This window comes from Microbacterium faecale, assembly GCF_014640975.1.
In the GTDB taxonomy this organism is placed as follows: Bacteria; Actinomycetota; Actinomycetes; order Actinomycetales; family Microbacteriaceae; genus Microbacterium; species Microbacterium faecale.
In genome coordinates, this window is sequence record NZ_BMHO01000001.1 from 2,129,025 (window position 1) to 2,154,285 (window position 25,261).

Annotated in this window: 23 protein-coding genes and 1 tRNA gene; 5 read left to right on the forward strand and 19 right to left on the reverse strand. The window is 67.5% G+C overall.

The window, feature by feature from the left end:
* Window positions 1-91: 91 nt before the first annotated feature.
* Window positions 92-322, forward strand: coding sequence for a CsbD family protein (locus IEW87_RS10075; RefSeq protein WP_188712093.1), 231 nt, complete (start codon window positions 92-94; stop codon window positions 320-322).
* A 60-nt stretch (window positions 323-382) separates the two neighbouring features.
* On the opposite strand, the gene IEW87_RS10080 is transcribed toward IEW87_RS10075, so the two are convergent.
* The 5 genes from IEW87_RS10080 to dusB all read right to left on the reverse strand — a co-directional run bounded on the left by IEW87_RS10080 (window position 383) and on the right by dusB (window position 5,717).
* Window positions 383-454, reverse strand: a tRNA-Asn gene (locus IEW87_RS10080).
* A gap of 99 nt (window positions 455-553) precedes the next feature.
* The gene (locus IEW87_RS10085; RefSeq protein ID WP_188712094.1) at window positions 554-1,339 is read right to left on the reverse strand and encodes an ATP-binding cassette domain-containing protein; all 786 of its coding nucleotides are present in this window, start codon (window positions 1,337-1,339) and stop codon (window positions 554-556) included.
* Between the two features lie 76 nt (window positions 1,340-1,415).
* Window positions 1,416-3,263 (reverse strand): DNA primase, encoded by a 1,848-nt coding sequence (gene dnaG, locus IEW87_RS10090; protein WP_188712095.1) that lies wholly within the window; start codon window positions 3,261-3,263, stop codon window positions 1,416-1,418.
* The gene (locus tag IEW87_RS10095; protein ID WP_373285129.1) at window positions 3,263-4,600 is read right to left on the reverse strand and encodes a deoxyguanosinetriphosphate triphosphohydrolase; all 1,338 of its coding nucleotides are present in this window, start codon (window positions 4,598-4,600) and stop codon (window positions 3,263-3,265) included. The genes dnaG and IEW87_RS10095 overlap by 1 nt, the downstream gene beginning before the upstream one ends.
* On the reverse strand, window positions 4,584-5,717 hold the full coding sequence (dusB, locus tag IEW87_RS10100; protein ID WP_188712747.1) for a tRNA dihydrouridine synthase DusB: 1,134 nt from the start codon (window positions 5,715-5,717) through the stop codon (window positions 4,584-4,586). The genes IEW87_RS10095 and dusB overlap by 17 nt, the downstream gene beginning before the upstream one ends.
* A 104-nt stretch (window positions 5,718-5,821) precedes the next feature.
* Between dusB and IEW87_RS10105 the strand changes: the two genes are divergently transcribed.
* Entirely contained in the window at window positions 5,822-6,319 is a 498-nt protein-coding gene (locus IEW87_RS10105; protein ID WP_188712096.1) for a glutathione peroxidase, read from the forward strand.
* 22 nt (window positions 6,320-6,341) lie between these two features.
* Here the strand turns inward: IEW87_RS10105 and IEW87_RS10110 are convergent, their stop codons facing one another.
* From IEW87_RS10110 to lepA, 14 genes are all read right to left on the reverse strand, one after another.
* Complete coding sequence (locus tag IEW87_RS10110) at window positions 6,342-7,139, reverse strand: isoprenyl transferase (RefSeq protein ID WP_188712097.1); 798 nt, start codon at window positions 7,137-7,139, stop codon at window positions 6,342-6,344.
* A gap of 46 nt (window positions 7,140-7,185) precedes the next feature.
* Complete coding sequence (gene recO / locus IEW87_RS10115; protein WP_188712098.1) at window positions 7,186-7,905, reverse strand: DNA repair protein RecO; 720 nt, start codon at window positions 7,903-7,905, stop codon at window positions 7,186-7,188.
* Between the two features lie 253 nt (window positions 7,906-8,158).
* Entirely contained in the window at window positions 8,159-9,913 is a 1,755-nt protein-coding gene (gene leuA / locus IEW87_RS10120) for a 2-isopropylmalate synthase (protein WP_188712099.1), read from the reverse strand.
* A 183-nt stretch (window positions 9,914-10,096) separates the two neighbouring features.
* Window positions 10,097-10,999 carry a GTPase Era gene (gene era, locus IEW87_RS10125; RefSeq protein WP_188712100.1) on the reverse strand — a complete coding sequence of 301 codons (903 nt, stop codon included), beginning with the start codon at window positions 10,997-10,999 and terminating at the stop codon, window positions 10,097-10,099.
* On the reverse strand, window positions 10,996-12,357 hold the full coding sequence (locus IEW87_RS10130; protein WP_188712101.1) for a hemolysin family protein: 1,362 nt from the start codon (window positions 12,355-12,357) through the stop codon (window positions 10,996-10,998). Before IEW87_RS10130 ends, era begins: the two co-directional genes overlap by 4 nt.
* Window positions 12,354-12,821, reverse strand: coding sequence for an rRNA maturation RNase YbeY (gene ybeY / locus IEW87_RS10135; RefSeq protein ID WP_188712102.1), 468 nt, complete (start codon window positions 12,819-12,821; stop codon window positions 12,354-12,356). The genes IEW87_RS10130 and ybeY overlap by 4 nt, the downstream gene beginning before the upstream one ends.
* A complete protein-coding gene (locus IEW87_RS10140; RefSeq protein WP_229731195.1) occupies window positions 12,818-13,834 on the reverse strand; it encodes a PhoH family protein in 1,017 nt (338 codons plus the stop codon). Before IEW87_RS10140 ends, ybeY begins: the two co-directional genes overlap by 4 nt.
* 46 nt (window positions 13,835-13,880) lie before the next feature.
* Complete coding sequence (locus IEW87_RS10145) at window positions 13,881-14,228, reverse strand: HIT domain-containing protein (protein ID WP_188712104.1); 348 nt, start codon at window positions 14,226-14,228, stop codon at window positions 13,881-13,883.
* 39 nt (window positions 14,229-14,267) lie between these two features.
* Window positions 14,268-14,996: a 16S rRNA (uracil(1498)-N(3))-methyltransferase gene (locus IEW87_RS10150; RefSeq protein ID WP_188712105.1), complete on the reverse strand. Its 729-nt coding sequence runs from the start codon at window positions 14,994-14,996 to the stop codon at window positions 14,268-14,270.
* Between the two features lie 7 nt (window positions 14,997-15,003).
* Window positions 15,004-16,113: a molecular chaperone DnaJ gene (dnaJ, locus tag IEW87_RS10155; RefSeq protein WP_188712106.1), complete on the reverse strand. Its 1,110-nt coding sequence runs from the start codon at window positions 16,111-16,113 to the stop codon at window positions 15,004-15,006.
* A gap of 61 nt (window positions 16,114-16,174) precedes the next feature.
* Window positions 16,175-17,209, reverse strand: a complete 1,035-nt coding sequence (gene hrcA, locus IEW87_RS10160; protein ID WP_188712107.1) for a heat-inducible transcriptional repressor HrcA — start codon at window positions 17,207-17,209, stop codon at window positions 16,175-16,177.
* A 61-nt stretch (window positions 17,210-17,270) separates the two neighbouring features.
* Window positions 17,271-18,491, reverse strand: coding sequence for a radical SAM family heme chaperone HemW (hemW, locus tag IEW87_RS10165; protein ID WP_188712108.1), 1,221 nt, complete (start codon window positions 18,489-18,491; stop codon window positions 17,271-17,273).
* On the reverse strand, window positions 18,491-19,132 hold the full coding sequence (locus tag IEW87_RS10170) for a DUF1990 domain-containing protein (RefSeq protein WP_188712109.1): 642 nt from the start codon (window positions 19,130-19,132) through the stop codon (window positions 18,491-18,493). Before IEW87_RS10170 ends, hemW begins: the two co-directional genes overlap by 1 nt.
* 24 nt (window positions 19,133-19,156) lie before the next feature.
* A complete protein-coding gene (lepA, locus tag IEW87_RS10175) occupies window positions 19,157-21,007 on the reverse strand; it encodes a translation elongation factor 4 (RefSeq protein WP_188712110.1) in 1,851 nt (616 codons plus the stop codon).
* 332 nt (window positions 21,008-21,339) lie between these two features.
* On the opposite strand from lepA, the gene IEW87_RS10180 reads away from it, so the two are divergent.
* The 3 genes from IEW87_RS10180 to IEW87_RS10190 are packed head-to-tail and all read left to right on the forward strand — an operon-like array spanning window position 21,340 to window position 25,218.
* Window positions 21,340-22,272 carry an ABC transporter permease gene (locus tag IEW87_RS10180; protein ID WP_229731083.1) on the forward strand — a complete coding sequence of 311 codons (933 nt, stop codon included), beginning with the start codon at window positions 21,340-21,342 and terminating at the stop codon, window positions 22,270-22,272.
* A gap of 1 nt (window position 22,273) precedes the next feature.
* Window positions 22,274-23,167 carry an ABC transporter permease gene (locus tag IEW87_RS10185; RefSeq protein ID WP_188712112.1) on the forward strand — a complete coding sequence of 298 codons (894 nt, stop codon included), beginning with the start codon at window positions 22,274-22,276 and terminating at the stop codon, window positions 23,165-23,167.
* Entirely contained in the window at window positions 23,164-25,218 is a 2,055-nt protein-coding gene (locus IEW87_RS10190) for an ABC transporter ATP-binding protein (protein ID WP_188712113.1), read from the forward strand. Before IEW87_RS10185 ends, IEW87_RS10190 begins: the two co-directional genes overlap by 4 nt.
* Window positions 25,219-25,261: the final 43 nt, after the last annotated feature.

The window sequence follows — 25,261 nt, forward strand, 5'->3', positions numbered from 1 at the left end:
CCTGCGATTATCGACGTCGCCCTTGCATGCGGTACAGCCATCCTGACATGCTCGGCACGACCGGCTATCCGTCGATCAGAAGGAGGAAATCATGGGACTCGATGACAGGATCTCCGCCAAGGCCGACAAGCTGAAGGGCTCAGCCAAGGAGACCTACGGTAAGGCCACCGACGACGAGAGCGCCGTCGCCGAGGGTAAGGCCGACCAGGCCAAAGGAGAGACGAAAGAGGCGTTCGAGGACGTCAAGGACAGAGCCAAAGAGCTGAAGGACGACCTCGCCGACAAGTTCGGCGACTCGAACCGAGACGACGAACGGGGCTGAGGGCGCTCCGGCTGCTGTCACGACGAAGGCCCCCACCGCAGTGCGGTGGGGGCCTTTTCGCTCCCCGGATTGGACTCGAACCAATAACCTGCCGGTTAACAGCCGGCTGCTCTGCCATTGAGCTACCGAGGATCACCTCGTGCTGCGCGTGGCGCAACCCGACAAGCCTATCAAATCCATGGCGTCACCTCGAAACCAGGCGATGGTCCGGGCGCGTCGGTCTCGCGGGCCTCACACCTCGAGGAATGCCAGTGCGCCCTCGTTTCCCGGAGTGACGATCGGCTCGCCCGTCGGCGCGCGCTGTGCGACGACGACGGCCTGATCCAGCACGAGGCGACCAGCGCCGATGTCGTCGGCGAAACCGGTGTCGTTGGTCATCGCGAGCACGGCCATGCCCCACTCCTCGCGACGGCGCAGGATCGCGTCGCGCACCACGTGGCGCACCTCGACGTCGATTCCGGCCAGTGGTTCGTCCGCGATCAGGAGCCGCGGATCCATCACCAGCGCGCGTGCGAGTGCGACGCGCTGGCGCATGCCGGCACTCAGCTCGTGCGGGAACTTGTCCGCGGCGCCGAGCGGCAGGCGCACCTCGTCGAGGAGATGCGCGATGCGCTCGGCGAGGCGGCGGCGGTCGGCGCGCGGTTCGCGCGCGACGATCGGCAGGACGATCGTCTCGCCCACCGTGCGATCGGGGTCGAGAGCCGGGCCGTCGTCCTGCGACAGATAGCCCGTCCGATAGGTCAGCACGCTCCGCGCGCGCCCGGGGCGACGTGCGTCGATGCCGCAGACGAGAGCGGATCCGCCGACGATGCTCACGTCACGGCGAAACTGTCCGGACAGCGCAGCGCCAAGCGAAGATTTTCCGGCGCCCGTCGGCCCGGACACGCACCACGCGCCACCGAACGGCAGTGCCAGCGTCACTCCATCCACCGCCCGCACACGGGACGAACCGCGGCCGCGGGCGACGCTGAGATCGTCGAGGCGCAACGCGTGGTCGGTCAGCTCGGGAACACGCATGGAGACATCTTCTCAGAACTGTCGAGCAGAGAACGTCATCTGACGCGTCGTAACCGGGTGTGCACCCGGTGTCGGGTCAGTCCTCGACGAGACGGCGCCGTTCCAGGTCGAGGTCCCGCAGCCGCATGCGCACGGCGCGGCCCTCTTCGGATTCCGGGGCGACGCGTTGCACCGCGCCCAGCAGCTCATGCTTCTGCGCATCGAGCGCGCGGACGATCAAGCGCCGACACAGATCGTTCGCCGATCGCGCCGCGAGTTCCTCGTTCCGCGCGGGGAAGTCGCGCATGAGCACCTCTCCCCCGAGCTGTTTCAGTGCCTGTGGCAGCTCGTCGATCGCCGCCTGCCCCCAGCCCGGCTTCGTCCGATCGATACTCGCGATGGCAGCCCGCACGGTGTCGAGGGCCGGGGTGCGGAAGGGCAGCGACAGCGCCCGTTGCAGGAGCGACGGGTCGATGCGGTGGCCGTACTGCAGGACACCCGTCAATGCGTCGCGTTCGACGACGACGTCGGTCGTGCGGGGAAGGGCCGCGAGCGTCACGGCCGGGGCCGCGGCAGGCGCCGCCGAGGCAGGAGCTGTTCGGTCCCGATCGGATCGGCGCCCGCGCGCGGCGTCTTCGACCTCACGGTGCACGTCCATCGGATCCATGCCGAGCCGCTGTGCGAGGACCCGCTCGTATCCGGGCCGCAGCAGACGGTCACGGATCTCCGCCACGATCGGTGCCGCGGCTCGCAGCGCCCCGACTCGGCCCTCAACGCTCGTCAACGGGAAGTCTGAGATCTTGCGATCGATGACGAACTCGAACATCGGCGCGCGACGATCGAGCAGCCCGCGAACCGCCTGATCGCCGCGCTGCAGGCGCAGGTCACACGGATCGAGCCCGTCGGGCGCGACCGCCACGAACGTCTGGGCGGAGAAGCGGTCGGCGTCGGCGAACGCGCGCAGCGCCGCCTTCTGGCCGGCCTCGTCGCCGTCGAAGGTGAAGATCACCTCGCCCGTCGCGGAGTCATCGCCCATCACGCGCCGCAGCATCCGAATGTGCTCGCTGCCGAAGGCCGTGCCGCAGGTTGCGACGGCCGTCGTCACTCCCGCGAGGTGACACGCCATAACGTCGGTGTAGCCCTCCACCACGACGACACGTTTCGGATCCCCTCGCGCGATATCGCGCTTGGCGAGGTCGAGGCCGTAGAGCACCTGGTTCTTCTTGTAGATCGGCGTCTCAGGCGTGTTGAGGTACTTCGGGCCCTGGTCCTCGTCGAAGAGCTTGCGCGCGCCGAAGCCGATCGTTTGCCCCGTGACGTCGCGAATCGGCCACACCAGGCGCCCACGGAAGCGGTCGTAGACGCCACCGCGCTGATTCGTCGAAACGAGACCGGATGTGATGAGCTCGTCGCGGGTGAAGCCCTGCTTCTCGAGGTGGTTCAGCAGACCGTCCCAGCCCTTCGGCGCGTACCCGACGCCGAAATGGCTCGCGGCGCCGGGGTCGAAGCCGCGGCTGCCGAGGAATGCCCGGGCACGCTCAGCCTCCGGCGACAGCAACTGCTCACGAAAGAACTCGGCCGCCTGCGTGTTCGCCGCGTAGAGACGGGACCGTCCGCTCGCCGCCGGCGCGGGTCCGCCGCCCTCCTCGTAGGTGAGCTGGTAACCGACCCGCTGCGCGATGCGCTCGACCGCCTCGGTGAACGTCAGGTGGTCCATCTCGCGTAGGAACGTGTAGACGTCGCCGGATTCACCGCAGCCGAAGCAGTGGTAGAAGCCTTGGCTCGGCCGCACATTGAAGCTCGGGCTCTTCTCATCGTGGAACGGACACAGGCCCTTGAGCGACCCGATGCCGGCGGTCTTCAGCGCGACGCGCTCGCCGATCACGTCGGCGATGTTGATGCGCCCCTTGACCTCCTCGACGTCGGCCTGGCGGATCCGCGGCATCAGTGCGCTCCGAGCGGTGCCGCCTGCGCCGCGCGCATCCAGATGCCGACCGAGGCCGGGTCGATGTCGCCGACGAGGCGCGAGTGCCACGCGACGGCCGTCTGGTCGGTGAGACTCGCGACCTGATCGACGATCACGCGTTTGCGCTCGGCGTCGGAGCCCGCCTCGAGGAAGTCTGCCGCGAGGGACGGGTCGAGCTGGTCGGCTCCCGACGACCACAGCGTGTCGGCGTTCCACAGCGCGTCGGCGATCCGCGTCAGCACGCGTCGCTGCTCGACGTACACGTTGCGCCGCGCCTCGATCGTCACGATGGAGGCCCCCATGATGCCCTTGAGCGCGGCGATCTCGAGCTCGATCTCGCGTGGCACGACCACGTCGGCGCCGTAGCGGGTCAGTGATGCGTCGGCATACGCGGCCCGCGTCGCGTCCACGGAGGCGCTCGCGAAACGTCCGATGAAGTCACTCGTGAGGTTCTTGAGGCGTGCGAGGTCGGCACGCGAACGCTCGAACCGCGTGAGCCACATCGGCTGACGCGTCAGGCGGGAGAGCGCTTCCGCGAGCTCGTCGCGACTGTAGTCATAACCGACCCACGCCTGAATCCGACCGACGAACGCGTCGTGTTCGGCGGGGTCTGCGAGGCGTGGCACGTCGACGTAGCCGTTGACGACCGCGTCCTCGAAATCATGCACGGAGTACGCGATGTCGTCGGCGAGATCCATCACCTGCGCCTCGATGCAACGGGCGCGTGCCGGTGCGCCACCGCGCATCCAGCGATAGATCTCCTCGTCCTCCGGATACACGCCGAACTTCAGCCGCCCACCGGGATCGTGTGCGGGGTCGTCGATCGTCCACGGGTACTTGCACGTCGCGTCGAGCGTGGCCCGTGTCAGGTTGAGCCCGACCGAGCGATCATCGCCGGTGATCTTCGGCTCGAGTCGCGTGAGGATCCGCAACGACTGGGCGTTGCCCTCAAAGCCGCCGATGTCGGACGCCCAGGCGTTCAGCGCGCGTTCGCCGTTGTGGCCGAACGGTGGGTGGCCGAGGTCGTGGCTGAGGCAGGCCGCATCGACGACGTCGTCGCTGAGACCGAGTGCCGACGCCAGTTCGCGCCCGATCTGGGCGACCTCGAGCGAGTGGGTCAGCCGGTTCCGCGCGAAATCGGCGTCGCTCGCGGGGCTGAGCACCTGGGTCTTCGCGGCGAGGCGCCGCAGGCCCGCCGAATGCAGCACTCGCGCCCGGTCGCGTGCGAACTCGCCGCGCTGCGAACGCCGTTCTGGCATGAAGCGTTCGACGTCGGCGTCCGTGTAGCCCGCCGCCCGGTCAGCCGCCACTGGTATCCAGCTCCGCTTCGTGCAGTGCCGCCGACTCGGCCGACGCCAGCTCTCGCGAGTCGAGCCAGCCCTCGGGTAGGATCGCGCGCCGGGAGCGTCCGGATCGACCGCGGGGACCTTCCACGCTGTCGCCTGGGAACGGAACGGTCAGGTCGAGCTCGCCGATCAGGTCGTCGATCTGAGCCAGGGAGTCGACCTGTGTGAAACGGCCGCGCATCTCGCCGCCGACCGGGTACCCCTTGAAGTACCAGCCGGCGTGCTTGCGGATGTCACGGCACCCCCGTAACTCGTCCTCGTAGAACTCCACGAGCAGTTCCGCGTGGCGGCGGAACGCGGCGGCGACGAACGCGAGCGAGGCATCCACGAGCGGAGCGTCGCCGCCGAACGCGCGCGCGAGCTCACCGAAGATCCATGGGCGACCGAGGCATCCGCGGCCGACCACGACGCCGTCGCAGCCCGTTTCCTCGACCATGCGCACGGCGTCGGCCGCGCTCCAGATATCGCCGTTTCCGAGCACGGGGATGCTCGTCACGTGCTGTTTGAGCTCGGCGATCGCCGACCAGTCGGCTGTTCCGGAGTAGGACTGTTCGAGAGTCCGCGCGTGCAGCGCGACGCCCGCGGCACCGACGTCTTCCGCGATCCGACCAGCCTCGAGGAAGGTCGAATGCTCGGCGTCGATGCCCGTGCGCATCTTCACGGTCACGGGCACGTCACCCGCCCCATCGACCGCGGCAGCGACGATGTCGCGGAACAGGTCGCGCTTCCAGGGGAGGGCGGATCCCCCGCCCTTGCGCGTCACCTTCGGGACGGGGCACCCGAAATTGAGGTCTATGTGGTCGGCGTGGTCCTCCCCCGCGACGATCCGCGCGGCCTCGCCCGTGTATCGGGGGTCGACACCGTACAACTGGATGGAGCGCGGGGTCTCGGACTCATGGTGCTGGATGAGGCGCATCGTGACGTCGTTGCGCTCCACGAGGGCACGTGTGGTGATCATCTCGGTCACGTACAGGCCGATGCCGTATTCGCGGCACAGTCGACGGAACGCCATATTCGTCACACCGGCCATCGGTGCCAGCACCACGGGCACGTCGACGGTGAGCGGACCGATGCGAAGTGGCGGCATGTCGCGCACGGCTGGCGCGAGGGGTGCTGCTTCGAGGGCGATCGTCACCCACCCATCTTCTCACCTTTCGCCTGAGCGGATCCGAGTGCGGTTAGCCTGTGGATATGGCCACCGATCTCGATCCCCGCAGCATTGCGTTCACGGACGCCGACGGCGCTTCGACGACCCTCGCCGACTACGGCGACGCGGTCATTCTCGTCGTGAACGTCGCGAGCAAGTGCGGCCTCACGCCGCAGTACGAGCAGCTCGAGCAGCTCCAGCGCACCTACGGAGACCGTGGGCTGCGCGTCATCGGGTTCCCCTGCAACCAGTTCATGGGGCAGGAGCCCGGATCGATGGAGGAGATCCTCGACTACTGCGCGACGACGTGGGGGGTCTCCTTCCCCATCGCCGACAAGGTCCGCGTCAACGGCTCACAGGCCGCGCCGCTCTACAAGGCGCTGAAGAAGACGAAGGATCACGCGGGGCTCGGCGGCCCGGTCGCGTGGAACTTCGAGAAGTTCGTGATCCTTCCCTCCGGAGAGGTCGAGCGGTTCCGTCCGAAGACGACGCCTGACGACCCGGCGATCGTCGAACTCATCGAGAAGCACCTCCCCCGCTGACGCCCCTGCCAGGAAGCGTCCGTCAGGCGCGCGGCACGTCCACGGCGCCGCCGTAGCGGCGGTCGCGCGCATGGAAGGTCTGGATCGCCCGCCAGAGGTTCTCGCGACTGAACTCCGGCCAGAGCGCGTCGTCGAAGACGAGTTCCGCGTATGACGCCTCCCACATCATGAAGTTGCTCGTGCGGCGTTCGCCGCCGGAACGGATGAAGAGGTCCACGTCGGGCATATTCGGCAGGTAGAGGTTCTTCGCGATCGTCTTCTCACTGATCGCTGACGGCTTCAGTCGCCCCGACTGCACGTCTTCAGCCATCTTCCTCATGGCGTCGACGACCTCCCAGCGTCCGCCGTAGTTGATGCACATGGCGAGGGTCATCCGCGTGTTGTCCTTGGTCAGTTCCTCGGCGATCTCCAGGTCCTTGATGACGGATCCCCACAGCTTGGGTCGGCGACCGGCCCATCGCACGCGCACGCCCCATTCGTTGAGCTGGTCGCGATGACGGTGCAGCACCTCGCGGTTGAAGCCCATCAGGAAGCGCACCTCCGACGGCGACCGCTTCCAGTTCTCCGTTGAGAACGCGTACACCGACAGATGCTTCACACCGGCCTGAACGGCGCCCGCGATGACGTCGAGCATCGCATCGACGCCCACGCGGTGTCCCTCCGTGCGCGGCAGGCCCTGCCGGTTCGCCCAGCGGCCGTTGCCGTCCATCACCACGGCAACGTGATGCGGCACGGGGCCGGCGAACGCCGGAGGCTCGAGCCCCGTCCAGTTGAGCGGCTTATACGGCTCGGCGTCGGGGTGAGTGTACGGCTTCGGCATGCCGCCATTATCGCGCGCCGCCCCGGCGCCCGTCCTGACGGGACGCTCAGCGCCGACCGAGCGAGCGAATCGCGCGCTCGAGGTGGAACTGGGCATACGCCGCGACGAGACCGCTCGCCCGGTCCGCGACGCCGGGATCTGCCGCGTCCACGGTCGCCCACGCACCGGCGAGGAGCGCGGCGACATGATCGAGCGTCAGGTGATCCGCCCGCGGGGTTCCCGCCGGTGCGCATGCCTCGCACACGACGCCACCCACATGGGCGGAGAATCGGCCGTGAGGACCCTCCTCGCCGCACCGCGCGCACGCGTCGAGCTGGATGGTCCACCCGCTGAGCCCGAGGGCACGCAGCAGATAGGAGTCGCGCGTCGCCTGGGCGGAATGCTCGCCGCGAGCAAGCGAACGCAGGGCGCCGACGAGTAAGAAGAACTGTTGCGGCTGGGCGTCGCCCTCTCCAACGAGTCGGTCGGCTGCCTCGGCCATCGCACTCGCCGCGAGATAACGGTCGTAGTCGGACGCGATCGCGGCGCCATATGCGCCGGTCTGATCCACCTGCTGCACGATGTCGAGGTTCCGGCCGATGTACAGCTGCGCGTCGACGGCCATGAAAGGCTCGAGACGCGCCCCGAACTTCGACGAGGTGCGGCGCACGCCCTTCGCGACCGCGCGGACCTTGCCGTGCTGCCTCGTGAGCAGCGTCAGGATCCGATCGGCCTCCCCCAGCTTGTGTGTGCGGAGGACGACCGCGTCGTCACGATAAGTGGGCACAGAGACATTATCTCGCGTCCACAGGGCATGCGCCGCACGCCTGATATCACCGGGCGTCCCCGCCGGCCTGCGAGCGAAGTAACGCGCGCTGACCGGGCGCTCGCAGGCAGCACCGAAGCGAAGCGCGTACCTTGTCGGCGCCGCTGGCAACGGGCCTGGCGGGAGGATCCGCTTCCGCGGATCCGGGGGACTGCGGTGCCGGCAAGGTACGCGCGCAGCGCTACCGAGTCACTGCCCGGGAGAAAACGCCAGACTACGCCGACACGAGCGCCTGCTCGTGCACGCGCACCGACCGGTTGACCGCCGACACGATCGCCTTGAGTGAGGCCGTGGCGATGTCACCGTCGACGCCGACCCCCCACAGCCGCTGATCGTCGACGTGGAGTTCGACGTAGGCGGCGGCCTCGGCGTCACCCGATGCGCTGAGGGTGTGTTCGGTGTAGTCGTACAGCGTCACGTCGTGGCCGCGGCCGCGCATGATGTCCAGGAACGCTGCGACGGGCCCGTTCGCCGTGGCGGTCACGATGATCTCGTCGTCGTTCTCGCGCAGGGTCGCTTCGAGCTCGCTCTCGCCTTCCGAGGAGCTGCGGGTCGTCGTGCTGAGCAGCTCGTAGCGTCCCCACGACGTGTCGGGTGCACCGGAGGGCAGGTACTCGTCCTGGAAGATATTCCAGATCTCGTCGCTCGTGATCTCGCCGCCCTCGGCGTCGGTGCGCGACTGCACGACACCCGAGAACTCGATCTGCAGCTTACGCGGCAGGTCGAGGTTGTGGTCGGCCTTGAGGAGGTAGGCGACGCCGCCCTTACCCGACTGCGAGTTCACACGGATCACGGCCTCGTAAGAGCGACCGAGGTCCTTCGGGTCGACCGGCAGGTACGGAACCGCCCACGGAATGTCCTCGACGGAGACACCCTGTGCGTCGGCCTTCGCGGCCATCGCCTCGAACCCCTTCTTGATGGCGTCCTGGTGGGAGCCGCTGAACGCGGTGAACACGAGGTCACCGGCCCAGGGGCTGCGCTCGGGGACGGGCAGCTGGTTGCAGAACTCGACGGTGCGCTTGACCTGGTCGATGTCGCTGAAGTCGACCTGCGGGTCGATCCCCTGAGTGAACAGGTTGATGCCGAGTGCCACGAGGTCGACGTTGCCCGTGCGCTCGCCGTTGCCGAAGAGGCAGCCCTCGATACGGTCCGCGCCGGCCATGTAGCCGAGCTCCGAGGCCGCGATCGCGGTGCCACGGTCGTTGTGCGGGTGCAGCGAAAGGATGACGTTCTCGCGGTTGTCGAGATGGCGGTTCATCCACTCGATCGAGTCGGCGTAGACGTTGGGCGTCGCCATCTCGACGGTCGCGGGGAGGTTCAGGATGATCTTGCGCTCGGCCGTGGGAACGAGAACCGTCATGACCTGATTGCAGATCTCGGCAGCGAACTCGAGCTCGGTGCCGGTGTACGACTCGGGCGAGTACTCGTAGTAGACAGTCGTGTCCGGGATCGTCTCTTCGTACTTCTTGCAGAGTCGCGCGCCTTCGAGGGCGATATCGATGATGCCCTGTTTGTCCGTGCGGAACACGACCTCGCGCTGCACGATGCTCGTCGAGTTGTACAGGTGAACGATGGCCTGCTTCGCGCCACGGATCGATTCGTAAGTGCGCGCGATGAGATGCTCGCGTGCCTGCGTCAGCACCTGGATCGTGACGTCATCGGGGATCAGATCCTCCTCGATGAGCTGGCGGACGAAATCGAAGTCGGTCTGGCTCGCCGACGGAAACCCAACCTCGATCTCTTTGTAGCCCATCTTGACGAGCAGCTCGAACATGATGCGCTTGCGCTCGGGCGTCATGGGATCGATCAGGGCCTGGTTGCCGTCGCGCAGATCGACGGCGCACCAGCGTGGTGCCTGCTCGATGCGCTTCGAGGGCCAGGTGCGGTCAGGGAGGTCGACCGTGATCTGCTCATGGAACGGGGTGTACTTCTGTACCGGCATCCCGCTCGGCTTCTGGTTGTTCTGCATCTTGTTGCTTCCTTCGCGTCGTGGATATGGGGCCACGCGAATCTCCGCGACGAGAAGGCCCAGACTACGAGGTCTCGTCGCGGCAGGGAAGGAGAAGCAGACTCAACTGTCGCACCCGCTCACGATATCACGCATCGTGCACAGTCGTCCGCGAGGAAACCGGTCGAGCGTCGAGCACAATGCTCAGAACCCCAGCCGGCCCAGATGCTTCGGATCGCGCTGCCATTCCTTCGCGACGCGCACGTGGAGTCCGAGGAAAACGCGCGTGCCGAGGAGCGGTTCGATCTCCGACCGAGCGCGCGCACCGATTTCCTTCAGGCGCGAGCCTTTCCGCCCGATGATGATCGCCTTCTGGCTGTCGCGCTCGACGACGACGCTCGCGTGCACGTCCGTCAGGTCGTCGCGGTCTTCGCGCGGCGCGATGTCATCGATCTGCACGGCGATCGAGTGTGGGAGCTCCTCCCGTACGTCCTGCAGCGCGGCCTCGCGGATGATCTCGGCGATGCGGTCCTCGAGCGATTCGTCGGTCACGACGTCATCGGGATACAGCGGCGGGCCCTCGGGCATCCGCGCGAGCACCTCGTCGGCCACCACGTCGAGCTGGTCCCCTGTCTCACTCGAGATCGGGATGACGGCGTCCCAGTCTTCGCGCAGCGCGTCGACCTCGATCAGGCGATCCATGACCTCGTCTCGGCTCGCGGCGTCGGTCTTCGTCACCAGCGCGATCTTCCGCGCCCGCGGGTATCCGTCCAGACTCTGCGCGATACGTCGGTCTCCCGGGCCTACCTTCTCATCGGCGGGCGCGCAGAATGCGATGACGTCGACGTCCCCGAGAACGGTATCGACGAGATCGTTGAGTCGCTGACCGAGCAGCGTCCGTGGCCGGTGGACGCCTGGGGTATCGACGACGATCAGCTGCCCGCCCGGACGATTCACGATGCCGCGAATCGCGCGCCGCGTCGTCTGCGGCTTCTCGCTCGTGATGGCGATCTTCTCGCCGACGAGCGCATTCATGAGCGTCGACTTGCCGACGTTCGGCCGTCCGACGAACGTCACGAACCCGCTTCGCGTGCTCTCCTCGGTCACTCGCTTCCGTTCCTTCCCCGGCGACTGTGCGCGCGGTCCTCCGTTGTGGCGATCGGACTCTCCCCGGTCGAGGGGTGGCGTCCGAGCGCCTCGTCGACGGCGCGCAGCGCGGCAGTACGATCCACGAACACCGTCGCAATCCCCCGCCCGCGTCCGCGCGAGGTGCCACCCGTGAGCAGCAGGCCCTCGGTCTCGACCTGCTCGCCCGGTTGCGGCATGTGGCCCAGGTGCTTCGACATGAGTCCGCCGATGGAATCGACGTCTTCATCGTCGATGTCGATGCCGAACAGCTCGCCGACCTCGGTCGTCCCGAGCCCTGCGCTCACGCGGAAGCTGCCGTCGGGCAGCTCGACGATCTCGTTCGTGCGGGCGTCATACTCGTCATCGATCTCTCCGACGAGCTCTTCGAGGAGATCCTCGAGCGTCACGATGCCCGCGATGCCGCCGTACTCGTCGACGACAAGGCAGACGTGCACCTGGTCACGCTTCATCTGCTGCAGCAGACTCTCAGCGCGCATCTGTTCGGGGACGAACACAGCGGGGCGCGCGTAGGCGCTCACCGCGGTGGCGCGCCAGCCCGGCGTCTCGCGGAAGGCGTGCTGCACGAGGTCCTTGAGGTAGAGCACGCCGACGATGTCGTCGACGTCATCATCGATGACGGGCAGACGCGAGAGGCCGCTCGAGAGGAACTCATCCATCGCTTCCGACGCTTGCGCGCTGGCGTCGATCGACACCATCTCGGTGCGCGGCACCATCACCGCCCGCACGACCTGATCGGTGAAGTCGAACACCGAGTGGATCAGCGCACGGTCGTCGTCCTCGATGAGCGCCTGCGACGCCGCTTCGTCGACGATCGAGAGCAGCTGCTCCTCGGATTCGAACCCCCGGCGTCGGCCTCCGGGGATGATCCGTTCCAGCGCGGTCGCGAGCGGTTGCGATACGAAACCGAAGACGATCCTCGTTGCGCGCACGATCCGGGCGCCCGACGTGAGAACCTTCTCGGCATACCGGCGGCCGAGGATCCCGGGCGCCGTCGCCACGACAATGAACGTGACGATCGCCATCACGGTCACCGAGACGAGCACGCCCCAGCCCACGGAGTCGAACAGTTCGTGGAACGCGGCCGCGACGAACGCGACCGCGGCGACGTCCCCGAGGATCCGCGCGAACGTCACGGCGGCCTCGTGGGCGGGCTTGTTCGCGGAGATCCGGGCGAGGGCGCGCGGGGCGTGGCCTTCTGCCGCCATATCGACGAGATCTGCGGAGGATGTGACGCCGAGAGCGGCGTCGAGGGCAGTCATGTACGCCGCGATGAGGAGGAGCACGACCGCCCCTCCGAGAAGAAACGCCTCGATCATGGGCGTCGGTTCCGCCTCTCACGTGCCGCGAAAGACGCCAGCAGTTCACGCTGGAGACCGAACATGCGGCGTTCCTCTTCCGGCAGCGCGTGGTCGTATCCGAGAAGATGCAGCAGACCATGCGTGGTCAGCAACGCGATCTCGTCCATCATCGTGTGGCCGGCTGTTTTCGCCTGCACGTCGGCGACCTGAGGACACACGACGATGTCGCCCAGCAGTCCAGGGGGCGTGGGTCGGTCGGCCGTGCCCGGTCGGAGCTCGTCCATCGGGAAGCTGAGCACGTCGGTCGGGCCGGGCTCGTCCATCCACTGCACGTGCAGCTGTTCCATCGCCCCCTCGTCGACGAACACGACGGCCAGCTCGGCATCGGGGCTGACGTGGAGGGCCTGCAGGTCGTGTTGCAGAAGGCGCAGCACGAGGTCGATGTCGACCTCGACGCCGGACTCGTTGTTGATGTCGATCATGGGTGTCCTCGCTTGGCGTTCCGGGCTCTCGGGGTCGCGCCGCGACGGCGATCCGCTCGGTTCGCGAACTCGCGCGCCTCATCGAGTTCGACGCGCCGTGCCTGACGCGACTCGTCGTAGACCGTGTATGCGTCGACGATGCGGCCGACGAGGGCGTGGCGCACGACGTCGTCGCTCGAGAGGTGGGCGAAATGGATGTCGTCGACGTCGCCGAGGACGCGATTCACGACCCGCAGGCCGCTCGTGCCGCCGGGGAGGTCGACCTGCGTCACGTCACCGGTGACGACCATCTTGGTGCCGAAGCCGAGACGAGTCAGGAACATCTTCATCTGCTCGGGCGTCGTGTTCTGCGCCTCGTCGAGCACGACGAAGGAGTCGTTGAGGGTGCGACCACGCATGTACGCGAGCGGTGCGACTTCGATCGTGCCGGACGCCATGAGCTTCGGCACGATCTCCGGATCCATCATCTCGTTGATCGCGTCGTAGAGCGGCCGCAGATATGGGTCGATCTTGTCTGTCAGAGACCCGGGCAGAAAGCCGAGTCTCTCCCCCGCCTCGACGGCTGGGCGCGTGAGGATGATGCGGCTCACCTCGCGCCGTTGGAGCGCTTGGACGGCCTTCGCCATCGCGAGATAGGTCTTGCCCGTTCCGGCCGGACCGATGCCGAAGACGATCGTGTTGAGGTCGATCGCGTCGACGTAATCGCGCTGTCCCGGTGTCTTCGGACGGATGCCCTTCCCTCGCGCCTGGACGATCGCTTCGCCCAGCCCTCGGGCCGGCTGCTCACCGGATTGGCGGATCACCCGGTTCGCGGTCTCGACGTCAGACGGGTCGAGCGTGTGGCCGCTGCGCGCGAGGGCGATGAGCTCGTCGACGAGCAGCCGCGCCGCCGCGACGTCGCTCGCGGCGCCCGAGAGCGTGATCTCGTTGCCGCGGACGTGCACGTCCACGTCGGGGTGGCGCCCCTCGACCATGCGCAGAAGCTTGTCCTGCGGTCCGAGAAGCTGGACCATGGCGACGCCGTCTGCCGTGATGGTGACGGTCGTCGCGTCGGTATCGTCAGCCAACGAGTGTCTTCTCCTCGAGATTGCCAGCGAGCACATGCGCGTGCACGTGGAATACGGTCTGTCCCGCGGCCGCCCCCGTGTTGAAGATCAGGCGGAACTCGCCGCCCGCCTTCTCACGAGCGACGTCGTGCGCCATGGTGATGACCTCCGCGAGGAGGCTCGGGTCGCCGGCGGCGAGCTCGGCGACGTCACGGTAACGCTCCGTCTTGGGGATCACCAGCACGTGCACGGCGGCCTGCGGATTGATGTCGGTGATCGCAAAGACGCGTTCGGACTCCGCGACGATCTCCCCGGGGATATCGCCGTTCAGAATGCGCGTGAAGACGGTCGGCTCGCTCATGGCAGAAGTCTACCGATCATGTCGCGGTGGCGGCGGGCGTCACCAGCGTCCGCTCACCGCGTTGAGAACGGCAAGGGCCGCCGGCCCCGCCGTCGACGTGCGCAGGACGGTATCGCCGAGCTGCGCGGCCCGTGCGCCCGCCGAGATGAGCGCGTGCAGTTCCTCCGGAGCGATGCCCCCCTCGGGGCCGACGACGATCAGCAGGTCGCGATCGTGCGACGGTTCGGCGCGCGTGAGGGGAAGCTCGGCGCGCGGGTCGAGCACGACGACGTCGGCGTCTTGCGTACGCGCCGCGAGCTTGGCGGTCGTCACGACGTCGTCGACCTCAGGGATCCACGCCCGGTGCGCCTGCTTCGCCGCCTCGCGGGCGATGCGCTGCCAGCGCGCGCGGCCCTTCTCCGCCTTGGCACCCTGCCAACGCGACACGCTGCGCGCCGCCTGCCACGGCACGATCGCGTCCACGCCGAGCTCGGTGGCGGCCTGCACCGCGAGCTCGTCTCTGTCGCCCTTCGCGAGGCCCTGCGCGAGCTGGATCCGTGGGGTCGGACGCGCGATGTTCTCGCGTCGAACGACGCGGATCTCGACGCGGCTCGGATCGACCGACAGTACCTCCCCCTCGATCCACGCGCCGCGGCCATCCGTGATCGTCACCGTCTCCCCCGGTCGCACGCGGCGCACGGCCGCGGCGTGGTGCGCCTCCGCGCCCGCCAGCGCGATCGTGTCGCCAGCGACAGCGGTGACGGATTCGTCGATGAAGTGGAGGGCCATCGGCGTCTCAGGCGCGGAATCGGTCGCGGAGCTTCGAGAACAGACCCTGCTGGTGCTCGGCAAGCCGGGGATCCGGGGCCTTCGTGCGGGTGGCCAGTTCCTCGACGAGTTGCCGCGTCTTGTGGTCAACCTTCGTCGGTGTCACGACCTGCACGGCGACCCGCAGGTCACCGCGGCGCTTCGAGCGCAGGCCCGTGATACCGCGATCGGCGATCTTGAGCACATCGCCTGACTGGATGCCCGGTCGGATCTCGAGTTCCACCGCGCCGTCGAGGCCGTCGATTGAGGTGGTCGTTCCAAGGATCGCGTCGGTCATCGACACCTCGAGCGTCGCGAGGAGGTCGTCGCTCTCGCGGCTGAAGACTGCGTGCGGTTCGACGTGGACCTCCACGTACAGGTCTCCGTTCGGGCCGCCGGCCGGGCCGACCTCGCCCGAACCAGGCAACTGCAGGCGAAGCCCCGTCTCGACACCCGCGGGGATGTCGAGCCCGACCGTGCGACGCGAGCGCACGCGTCCCTGTCCCTGGCAGGTCGTACACGGGTGCGGGATGCGGGTGCCGAAGCCCTGGCAGGACCCGCACGGCTGCTGCGTGACGACGTTACCGAGGAGGCTGCGCACCTGACGCTGGACGTGACCGGAGCCACCGCAGACGTCGCAGCGCTCGGGCTCGGTGCCGGGCTGGCAGCACGATCCCTGGCAGGTGTCGCAGAGCACCGCAGTATCGATCTCGACCTCGCGGCGCGTGCCGAACACGACGTCGCCCAATTCGAGCGAAAGCCGCACGAGCGCGTCCTCGCCCTTCGCGCGGCGGGACCGCGGCCGGCCCTGCCGACCACCCCCGCCAGCGGCTCCGAAGAACGCCTCGAAGACGTCGCCGAAGCCCCCGAATCCGCCGAAGCCGCCCATCTGCTCGTCGCCACCCATGTCGTAGCGGCGACGCTGTTCGGGGTCGCTCAGCACGTCGTACGCGTGTGTGACGTTCTTGAACTCCTCCGCTGCTTCGGGCGTCGCGTTCACATCCGGGTGGAGGCGTCGGGCGAGCTTGCGATACGCCTTCTTGATCTCCTCGGCGCTCGCCTCGCGCGAAACGCCCAGCACGTCGTAATGGTCTGCCACAGGTCACCTTTCCGCGGAGGATCCGCGTGTTCTGCCTCGTGTCTGTCGTCTGGAGCCGCGCTCAGCGACTCTCGTCCTCTTCGAGCACCCTGGTGAGGTACCGCGCGACCGCGCGGGCCGAGGCCAGGTTGCGGGGATAGTCCATGCGCGTCGGCCCCATGAGCCCGACGCGGGCGCGTCCGACGGTCGCGTCGTACTCGCTCGCCACGATCGACGCCTCGCCGAGCCCGAACGGCTCGTTCTCGCGTCCGATGCTCGTCGCGAGGCCATTGTCATCGGCCGCCATCTCGCTCATCAGGCGCAGCAGCGTCACCTGCTCTTCGATGGCCTCGAGAAGCGGATGGATGCTGCCGCGGAAGTCGGCGCCGCGCCGCGCGAGCGTGGCGCTGCCCGCCATCACGAGGCGGTTCTGCCGGAACTCGTCCAGCTCTTCCGCGATCGCCGAGGTGATGGCGGTCAGCGCCATCTCTCCGGTGTCGGTCGTGGACGCCTGGGCGTGAGCGCCTGCGGCCAGGTCAGCGGACTCGCCCGCGAGGCGGCCGACGACCAGGGGCTGCAGCCGTGCGAGGATCCGGTCGAGCGCCACCGCGTCGATGTCGTGCTCGAGCACGGTGAGCCGCTGCGAGACGCGACCGGTGTCGGTCACGAGGATTACGAGCACGCGTCGCACGTCGAGCGCGACCAGCTGCAGGTGCGTCACGGTCGCTCGTGCGAACGACGGGTATTGCACAAGCGCCACCTGCCCGGTGAGCTGCGTCAGCAGGCGCACGGTGCGCGAGAGCAGATCATCGAGATCAGCCGGATCCGCGAGGAACGACTCGATCGCGACGCGCTGGGCGGGCGACAGCGGACGGACATCCGCGAGGTGGTCGACGAACGCGCGGTAGCCCTTGTCGGTCGGCACGCGGCCCGACGACGTGTGCGGCTGAGCGATCAGCTCTTCTTCCTCGAGCGCCGCCATGTCATTGCGGATCGTCGCCGCGGAGACACCGAAGGAGTGGCGATCGACGATCGCTCTGCTGCCGACGGGTTCGTGTGTATCGACGTAGTCAGTCACGATGGCGCGCAGCACCTGGAGTCCGCGATCGCTGACCATGGGCGCTCCTCTCGTTCCTGGCACTCGCTCGGTTCGAGTGCCAAGTCTACTCGCTGGGGCCTCACCCCTCGGTGAGGGCGTGCACGACCGCGTCGGCAAGCAGCCGCCCGCGACGCGTGAGGACGACGCGTCCGCCGATAGCGGCGCGCCCGTCGACGAGCCCGTCGGCCACGAGACCGGCGACGGCCGGACGCGCGGCGGCGGCGAGCTCCGCGGTCGGCATGCCCTCGCGGATCCGCGTCTGCAGCAGCACCCGCTCGAGGGCGCGCTGGCCGTCGTCCAGCGTCTCGCGGCCCGCAGCTGGCGAGGATCCGGAGGCCAGTCGCTGTGCGTAGGCCGCCGGATGTTTGACGTTCCACCAGCGCACCCCGGCCACATGGCTGTGCGCCCCCGGACCGAAGCCCCACCAGTCCGTTCCGCGCCAGTACGCGAGATTGTGTCGCGAGCGCTTCCCGACGCTGGTGGACCAGTTCGACACCTCATACCACTCGAGACCGGCGGCCTGGAACGCGTCGTCGGCGAGCTCATACATATCGGCCTGGAGATCGTCGTCGGGAGCGACCACGTCGCCGCGTGCGATCTGACGGTGCAGCTTCGTTCCCTCCTCCACGATGAGGGCATACGCCGAGATATGGTCCGGACGGTGAGACAGTGCGGTCTCGACCGATTCGCGCCAGTCGTCCAGCGTCTCCCCGGGCGCGCCATAGATGAGATCGACGCTCACCTCGAGGCCCGCGCCACGGGCGAGCTCGACCGCGGTGCCGACGTTCTCCCTGTCGTGCGTGCGGTCGAGCGCGGCGAGTACGTGCGGCACGGCCGACTGCATCCCGACCGACATTCGGGTCACGCCGGCCACGGCGAGACGGTCGACGACCTCCGCGGTCACGGTGTCCGGGTTTGCCTCGACCGTGATCTCGGCGTCATCGTGCACGCCGAAGGCGTCCCGCACGCCGTCGAGCATCCGCGCGAGGTCGCCGGCCGGCAACAGCGTCGGCGTTCCGCCTCCGAAGAAGACCGTGCGGGCAGGGCGGGCCGGACCGGCGTCAGCGAGCACGTCGCGCGCCAGCGCCACCTCGTCGAGGAGCGTGTCGGCGTATTGGTCCTGACGCGCGCCGCGCAGTTCCGTGGACGTGTAGGTGTTGAAGTCGCAGTACCCGCACCGCACGCGACAGAAGGGAACGTGCAGGTAGACGCCGAAATCGGTGTCGGCATCGACGCGCGCACTCGGGGGCAGCAGTCCGTCGTGTGGGGCGGGGTCGCCGAGCGGGAGCCGCGAGGCCATTACGCGAACAGCGGTGAGACCGCGCGCAGGTAGGCGGAGTTCATCAGGCGGCGTCGGCGCCGCACGAGACGACGGAACACTCGGTACACCCAGCCGACCGGTACGTCGAACGCCCGCACTTCGAACCAGACCTCGTCGTCGCCGCGCCATTCGACGCTGAAGAGCACCTCACCGCTGACGATCGTCGCGTCGACGGTGCCGATCGCGAACGCCGTGCGCCGCGACTCCTCCGCAACGAAGATGACGCGGTAGTCGCCGTTGGCCTTGCGCCCGCGTGCACGCCCGGTCAGGTGCGCGGTCGCCCCCGCCGTGACGTACGGCACGCCGTCTTGGGTGTACGGCTGATCCGCGTCGCTCTTCGTCGGGGCCACCGGGGCGCCGTCGGGGGCGAAGCTCACGCCCGTATAACCGGGCCCCGACGAGGGGCGGACGTCGGTGAGCTCCAGACCGGCGCCCGTGACGACGCGCCAGGAGAGCAGGTCGTCGGCCGCTTTGCGGAAGCGTTCCTCGCCGCTCCCGATCCGCCACGAATTGACGGCGGGGATGGACTTCTCCGGCGGAAACTGCAGCAGATCGGCCGCCTGGGAGGCACCGACCGCCGCATAGTCGACCGTCTGGTCTCGGAAGGTCGCCCTGCGCATGCTGTTCAGCCTAACCGGCGCGGCCTACTTCTTCCCTGACGATTCGACGTCGCCAGAGAGCGCCGCGATGAATGCATTCTGCGGTACTTCCACGCGGCCGACCATCTTCATGCGCTTCTTGCCTTCCTTCTGCTTCTCGAGCAGCTTGCGCTTACGGCTGATGTCGCCGCCGTAGCACTTGGCGAGCACGTCCTTACGGATCGCACGAATCGTCTCACGCGCGATGACCCGCGCGCCGATGGCCGCCTGGATCGGCACTTCATACTGTTGACGAGGGATGAGCTTGCGGAGACGCTCGGCCATGAGCGTGCCGTAGCTATACGCCTTCTCACGGTGGACGATCGCACTGAAGGCGTCGACGCGGTCGCCCTGCAGCAGAATATCCACCTTCACGAGGTCGGCCTCTTGGGAACCGGACGGCTCGTAGTCGAAGCTCGCGTACCCCTGGGTGCGGCTCTTGAGCTGGTCGAAGAAGTCGAAGACGATCTCGCCGAGCGGCATCGTGTATTTGAGCTCGACCCGTTCCTCGGACAGGTAGTCCATGCCCTGCAGCGTCCCGCGGCGCGACTGGCACAGCTCCATCACCGCGCCAACGTACTCCTTCGGCGCGAGGACGGACGCGTCGACGACCGGTTCCGTGACGGCGGCGAGTTTGCCGTCGGGATACTCGCTCGGGTTCGTCACCGTGATCAATTCACCGGACTCCGTCTCGACCTCGTAGATCACGCTCGGTGCGGTCGTGATGAGGTCGAGGTCGAACTCGCGGCGCAGCCGCTCGGTGATGATCTCCAGGTGAAGCAGACCGAGGAACCCGCAGCGGAAGCCGAAACCGAGCGCGACCGACGTCTCCGGCTCGTAGACGAGCGCCGCATCGGAGAGCTTCAGCTTGTCGAGCGCATCGCGGAGCACCGGGTAGTCGCTCGCGTCGATCGGGTACACGCCGGAGAAGACCATGGGCTTCGGCTCGACGTAGCCGGGCAGCGCCTCGGCGGCCGGTATGCGGGCACCCGTGACGGTATCGCCGACCTTCGACTGCCGCACGTCCTTCACGCCCGTAATGAGATAGCCGACCTCGCCGACGCCCAGCCCCTTCGATTCCACCGGCTCGGGGCTCGACACGCCGATCTCGAGGAGCTCGTGCGTCGCTCGCGTCGACATCATCTGGATCCGCTCGCGCGGGGAGAGTGCGCCGTCCATCATGCGCACGTAGGTCACGACACCGCGGTACGTGTCGTAGACCGAGTCGAAGATCATGGCACGCGCGGGCGCATCGGCGTCGCCGGTCGGCGCGGGGATCTCGCTCACGAGGCGGTCGAGAAGTTCCTCGACGCCCTGGCCGGTCTTGCCCGACACGCGCAGCACGTCGGCCGGATCTCCACCGATGAGGTCGGCCAGCTCCTTCGCGAACCGCTCGGGGTCGGCCGCGGGCAGGTCGATCTTGTTGAGCACGGGGATGATCGTGAGGTCGTTCTCGAGGGCGAGATACAGGTTCGCGAGCGTCTGCGCCTCGATGCCCTGCGCGGCGTCGACGAGCAGGATCGCCCCTTCGCAGGCCGCAAGCGAGCGCGAGACCTCGTAACTGAAGTCGACGTGGCCCGGCGTGTCGATCATGTTCAGCGCGAACGTGTCGCCGTCGAGCTCCCACGGGATCCGCACGGCCTGGCTCTTCACCGTGATGCCGCGCTCGCGCTCGATGTCCATCCGGTCGAGGTACTGCGCACGCATCTCGCGATCGGCCACGACCCCGGTCAGCTGGAGCATGCGGTCGGCAAGGGTCGACTTGCCGTGGTCGATGTGGGCGATGATGCAGAAGTTACGAAGTCGCTCGGGCGGCGTTGCGGCGGGCGCGAGCGGCTGAGAGGCACGGGGCGACATATCTGAGACAGTCTACGTGGCCCGCCGCGAACGAGGAGGACCGAGACACGACGGCGAGGTGTGCATGACATCTGGAGGAAAAGTGTGCACACTAGAACGGACCAGCAACGAAGCCGGTGAGCAGTCTGCTCAGCCAGCAGGCACTCATACGAAAGAAACGTAGAAACCAACACAGATTGATAACGCTTTATCGCCACGGGCACCCACTGTGGCGGAGGCGCCCGAGTGCGGGTTAGAGTCACCTCTCAGCCTGTGCTCCTCTGAGAAAGCCAACTGACACCTTGTTCCGATATCTGACTCGCCGCGTCGTTTCGTGGCTAGTGATCATCGTGGTGTCGACCAACATTACGTATTTCTTGGCGTGGAACTTCATGGATCCACGCAGCAATTACGTCGGTCGGCGTCCGCCCCTGTCCCCGGACCAGATCACCGCACTCCTTGAGCCTCGAAACCTCAGCGACTCGGTGCCTCTGCTCGAACGCTGGTGGACCTGGCTCACGGGCGTCCTCCTCCGCTGGGACTGGGGCGTCTCCCCCACGGGCGGCAGCGTCAACGGTCAGATGGCCTACCGGATGTGGATCTCGGCGGAGTTCGTCACGGGCGCCACCGTCATCACGACCGTCGCCGGGATCGCGCTCGGCGTGTACACCGCCAACCGGCAGTACAAGGTCGCCGACCGCATCGGACACTTCACGTCGACCATCACGATGAACATCCCCCCGGTCGTCGCCGCCCTCGGGTTCGTCCTCATCGCGATCTGGCTCAATGATGTCGTCGGCACGCGCATCTTCTACGTGACGGGGCCCACCGGCGTCGGACTCGATCACTGGTGGGAGGTTGTGCTCGACACTCTGCACCGGCTGATCCTCCCGACGCTCGCGATGTCGCTCGTCGGCTATGCGACGACACACTTCCTGCAGCGCGCGCTGCTGCTCGACAACATCAACGCCGACTACGTGCGCACGGCCCGCGCCAAGGGTCTCACCAAGCGCACCGCGATCCGTCGCCACGCGCTCCGCACCTCGCTGATCCCGATCGCGACCCAGATCGCCTTCACGATCCCCACGGTCTTCCTCGGCGCCGTGCTGTCGGAAGCGATCTTCGCCTGGCACGGCCTCGGTGAGTACCTGGTCCAGACCATCGGCTCGAGCGACGTCCACGGCACCGTCGCGATCGCGGCGTTCGGCGCGTTCCTCACGGCGATCGGCGCGCTGCTCGCCGACATCGCCGTCGTCGCCCTCGACCCACGAGTGCGGGTGAATTGACATGACGACCACCGAAACCTCTGAAATGCAGCGCTCGAAGCCGATGTCGAAGACGCGGCTCTACACGCGCCGCTTCTTCCGCAACGTCCCCGCCACGATCGGCCTGGGCATCTTCGTGGCACTCGTGCTGTTCGCCCTGTTCGGCTCGCTGTTCCAGAAGTGGGACCACGTCGAGCTCGATTTCTTCGCGCTGTCGGATCCCCCGAGCTCCGAGCACTGGTTCGGCACGACCGGCGCCGGCAACGACCTCTACGCGATGACCGTCGAGGGACTGCGCCGTTCGCTGCTCATTGCCCTCACCGTGTCCACGGGCACCACCGTAATCTCTGCGGTCCTCGGTGCGGCCGCCGCGTACTTCGGCGGTTGGTCGGAACGCGTGATCCTCTGGGTGATCCACTTCATGATGGCCGTTCCCGGCTTCCTCATCGTCGCGTTGGTGACCGTCGGGTCCGGCGGTGAATGGCTCGTGCTCGCCCTCATGCTGATCCTCATCGGCTGGATGGTGCTGGCTCGTACCGTGTGGACGCTGTCCCTGTCGATTCGCGAGAGCGAGTACGTGCAGGCGGCCCGCTACATGGGCGTGGGCAGCTTCCAGATCGTGCTGCGTCACATGCTCCCGAACATGGCGTCGCTGCTCATTATCAACTTCACCCTCGGGCTCGTCACCGCCGTCAACGCCGAGACCAGCCTGTCCTTCCTCGGGTTCGGTGTGCAGATCCCCGACATCTCCCTGGGTACGCTCATCGCGGCCGGCGCGACCATCATCACCTCCGCCCCGTGGATCTTCCTGTTCCCCGGTGCGATCCTGACGCTGCTGACGGTGTCCATGGCGTTCGTCGCCGATGGCCTGCGCGACGCCCTTGACCCGACTTCGTCCGCGGGAGGCCGAGCATGACCGATCCGATTCTCTCCGTCAACGACCTCACGGTCTCCTTCGCGAGCGAGGCCGGCCGCGTCGATGCCGTGCGCGGCGTGAGCTTCGACCTGCACCCCGGCAAGACGATCGGCATCGTCGGCGAGTCCGGCTCCGGCAAGTCCGTCACGTCGCTCGCGATCATGGGCCTCCTCGATGAGAACGCCCGCATCGGCGGATCCGTGATGTTCGATGGCCAGGAGCTGCTCGGCAAGTCCGACAAGCAGATGTCGCGGATCCGCGGCAACGGTCTGTCGATGATCTTCCAGGATCCGTTGACCTCACTCACGCCCGTGTTCACGATCGGCGACCAGCTCGTCGAGGCGATCACCGCCCACCGCGGCGTCTCGCGTCAGAAAGCCTGGGCGCGCGGCATCGAGCTGCTGAAGACGGTCGGCATTCCGAACGCCGAGGCGCGCATGCGCAGCTTCCCGCACGAGTTCTCCGGCGGCATGCGCCAGCGCGTCGTCATCGCGATCGCGATCGCGAACGACCCGAAGCTCATCATCGCCGACGAGCCGACAACGGCTCTCGACGTGACGATCCAGGCCCAGATTCTCGACGTCATCAAGAAGGGGCAGAGGGAGACGGGCGCCGCCGTCATGATGATCACGCACGACATGGGCGTGGTCGCTTCCGTCGCGGACGACGTCCTCGTGATGTACGCCGGCAAGCCGGTCGAGCACGCTCCGGTCGACAACCTCTTCGGCGACACGCGGATGCCCTATTCGATCGGCCTCCTCGGCGCGATTCCGCGCGTCGACAAGAAGGAGAAGGAACCGCTCATCCCGATCAAGGGCAACCCGCCCCTGTTGATCGACCTGCCTGATGAGTGCCCCTTCGTCGACCGATGCCCCATCGCGGTCGCGGCGTGCCGACAGGGCGAGCCGAAGCTCCTGCCCGTCGACGAGGGCGGATCCGATCACGTCGCAGCGTGCATTCGTACCGACGAGATCCGCAACGGCGAAATCGACGGTTCCCCCGTCTATCCCCCGCCCGCAATCCCGGAGAGCCCGCTGGCCGCGCGTCCGCGCGAGGAGCGGACCGAGACGCTGCGGGTCGAGAACCTGACGAAGACCTTCCCGCTTCTGAAGGGCGCGCTCGCCAAGCGAAAGGTCGGCGAGGTCCACGCCGTCAAGAACGTCTCGTTCGACATCCGCGAAGGCGAGACGCTCGCGATTGTGGGCGAATCCGGATCCGGCAAGACGACCACGCTGCTCGAGATCATGGAGTTCGCGAAGCAGCACGAGGGCGACATCGTCATCAATGGCACGAGCGTCGCCGATATCCGCTCGCGTCGCCAGGAGCGCAAGATCCGGCGCGACATCCAGATCGTGTTCCAGGATCCGATGGGCGCGCTCGACCCGCGCATGACGGTCTTCGACATCATCGCGGAGCCGTTGCGCACGATTCGCGCGGGCAAGGAACGCACGCACGAGCGCGTGGACGAGCTGATGAACCTCGTCGGCCTGAATCCCGCGCACGGCGACCGGTTCCCCCAGGCGTTCTCGGGCGGCCAGCGCCAGCGCATCGGCATCGCCCGCGCGCTCGCGACCGAGCCGCGCCTGCTGGTGCTCGACGAACCGGTCTCGGCACTCGACGTCTCGATCCAGGCCGGCGTCATCAACCTGCTCGACGAACTCAAGGCGAAGCTCGGCATCTCCTATCTCTTCGTCGCGCACGATCTCTCCGTCGTCCGACACCTCGCCGACCGCGTCGCCGTGATGTATCTCGGCCAGTTCGTCGAGCTCGGGGACGTCGATGCCGTCTTCGACGACCCGCAGCACCCGTACACGCAGGCGCTGCTGTCTGCCATCCCCGTCCCGGACCCTCATGTGGAACGCACACGAGAGCGCATTGTCCTGACGGGGGATCTACCCAGCCCGACCGACAAGATTTCGGGCTGTCCCTTCGTGAGCAGGTGCCCGCTGTATCAGACTCTTGATACGGCGAGCCAGGCTCGCTGCGAGGGTGAGGTTCCACAGCTGACGGGCCGTGAGGGTGTTCACACCAACGCGTGCCACTACCGGTAATCTCCCCCTTTTGATCCCTAACAAGCGCGAAAGCGCGGAAGGA

What these genes read in the sequence shown, in the direction of transcription:
- IEW87_RS10190 (WP_188712113.1), top strand. Translation starts at nt 23,164, where the DNA reads ATGACCGATCCGATTCTCTCCGTCAACGACCTCACGGTCTCCTTCGCG.
- IEW87_RS10110 (WP_188712097.1), bottom strand. Translation starts at nt 7,139, where the DNA reads ATGCCGAAGCCGTACACTCACCCCGACGCCGAGCCGTATAAGCCGCTC.
- IEW87_RS10185 (WP_188712112.1), top strand. Translation starts at nt 22,274, where the DNA reads ATGACGACCACCGAAACCTCTGAAATGCAGCGCTCGAAGCCGATGTCG.
- IEW87_RS10170 (WP_188712109.1), bottom strand. Translation starts at nt 19,132, where the DNA reads ATGCGCAGGGCGACCTTCCGAGACCAGACGGTCGACTATGCGGCGGTC.
- IEW87_RS10105 (WP_188712096.1), top strand. Translation starts at nt 5,822, where the DNA reads ATGGCCACCGATCTCGATCCCCGCAGCATTGCGTTCACGGACGCCGAC.
- IEW87_RS10145 (WP_188712104.1), bottom strand. Translation starts at nt 14,228, where the DNA reads ATGAGCGAGCCGACCGTCTTCACGCGCATTCTGAACGGCGATATCCCC.
- hrcA (WP_188712107.1), bottom strand. Translation starts at nt 17,209, where the DNA reads ATGGTCAGCGATCGCGGACTCCAGGTGCTGCGCGCCATCGTGACTGAC.
- IEW87_RS10085 (WP_188712094.1), bottom strand. Translation starts at nt 1,339, where the DNA reads ATGCGTGTTCCCGAGCTGACCGACCACGCGTTGCGCCTCGACGATCTC.
- IEW87_RS10150 (WP_188712105.1), bottom strand. Translation starts at nt 14,996, where the DNA reads ATGGCCCTCCACTTCATCGACGAATCCGTCACCGCTGTCGCTGGCGAC.
- IEW87_RS10130 (WP_188712101.1), bottom strand. Translation starts at nt 12,357, where the DNA reads ATGATCGAGGCGTTTCTTCTCGGAGGGGCGGTCGTGCTCCTCCTCATC.
- dusB (WP_188712747.1), bottom strand. Translation starts at nt 5,717, where the DNA reads ATGCCGCCACTTCGCATCGGTCCGCTCACCGTCGACGTGCCCGTGGTG.
- IEW87_RS10140 (WP_229731195.1), bottom strand. Translation starts at nt 13,834, where the DNA reads ATGGTCCAGCTTCTCGGACCGCAGGACAAGCTTCTGCGCATGGTCGAG.
- hemW (WP_188712108.1), bottom strand. Translation starts at nt 18,491, where the DNA reads ATGGCCTCGCGGCTCCCGCTCGGCGACCCCGCCCCACACGACGGACTG.
- dnaG (WP_188712095.1), bottom strand. Translation starts at nt 3,263, where the DNA reads ATGCCGCGGATCCGCCAGGCCGACGTCGAGGAGGTCAAGGGGCGCATC.
- IEW87_RS10075 (WP_188712093.1), top strand. Translation starts at nt 92, where the DNA reads ATGGGACTCGATGACAGGATCTCCGCCAAGGCCGACAAGCTGAAGGGC.
- ybeY (WP_188712102.1), bottom strand. Translation starts at nt 12,821, where the DNA reads ATGATCGACATCAACAACGAGTCCGGCGTCGAGGTCGACATCGACCTC.
- leuA (WP_188712099.1), bottom strand. Translation starts at nt 9,913, where the DNA reads ATGCAGAACAACCAGAAGCCGAGCGGGATGCCGGTACAGAAGTACACC.
- lepA (WP_188712110.1), bottom strand. Translation starts at nt 21,007, where the DNA reads ATGTCGCCCCGTGCCTCTCAGCCGCTCGCGCCCGCCGCAACGCCGCCC.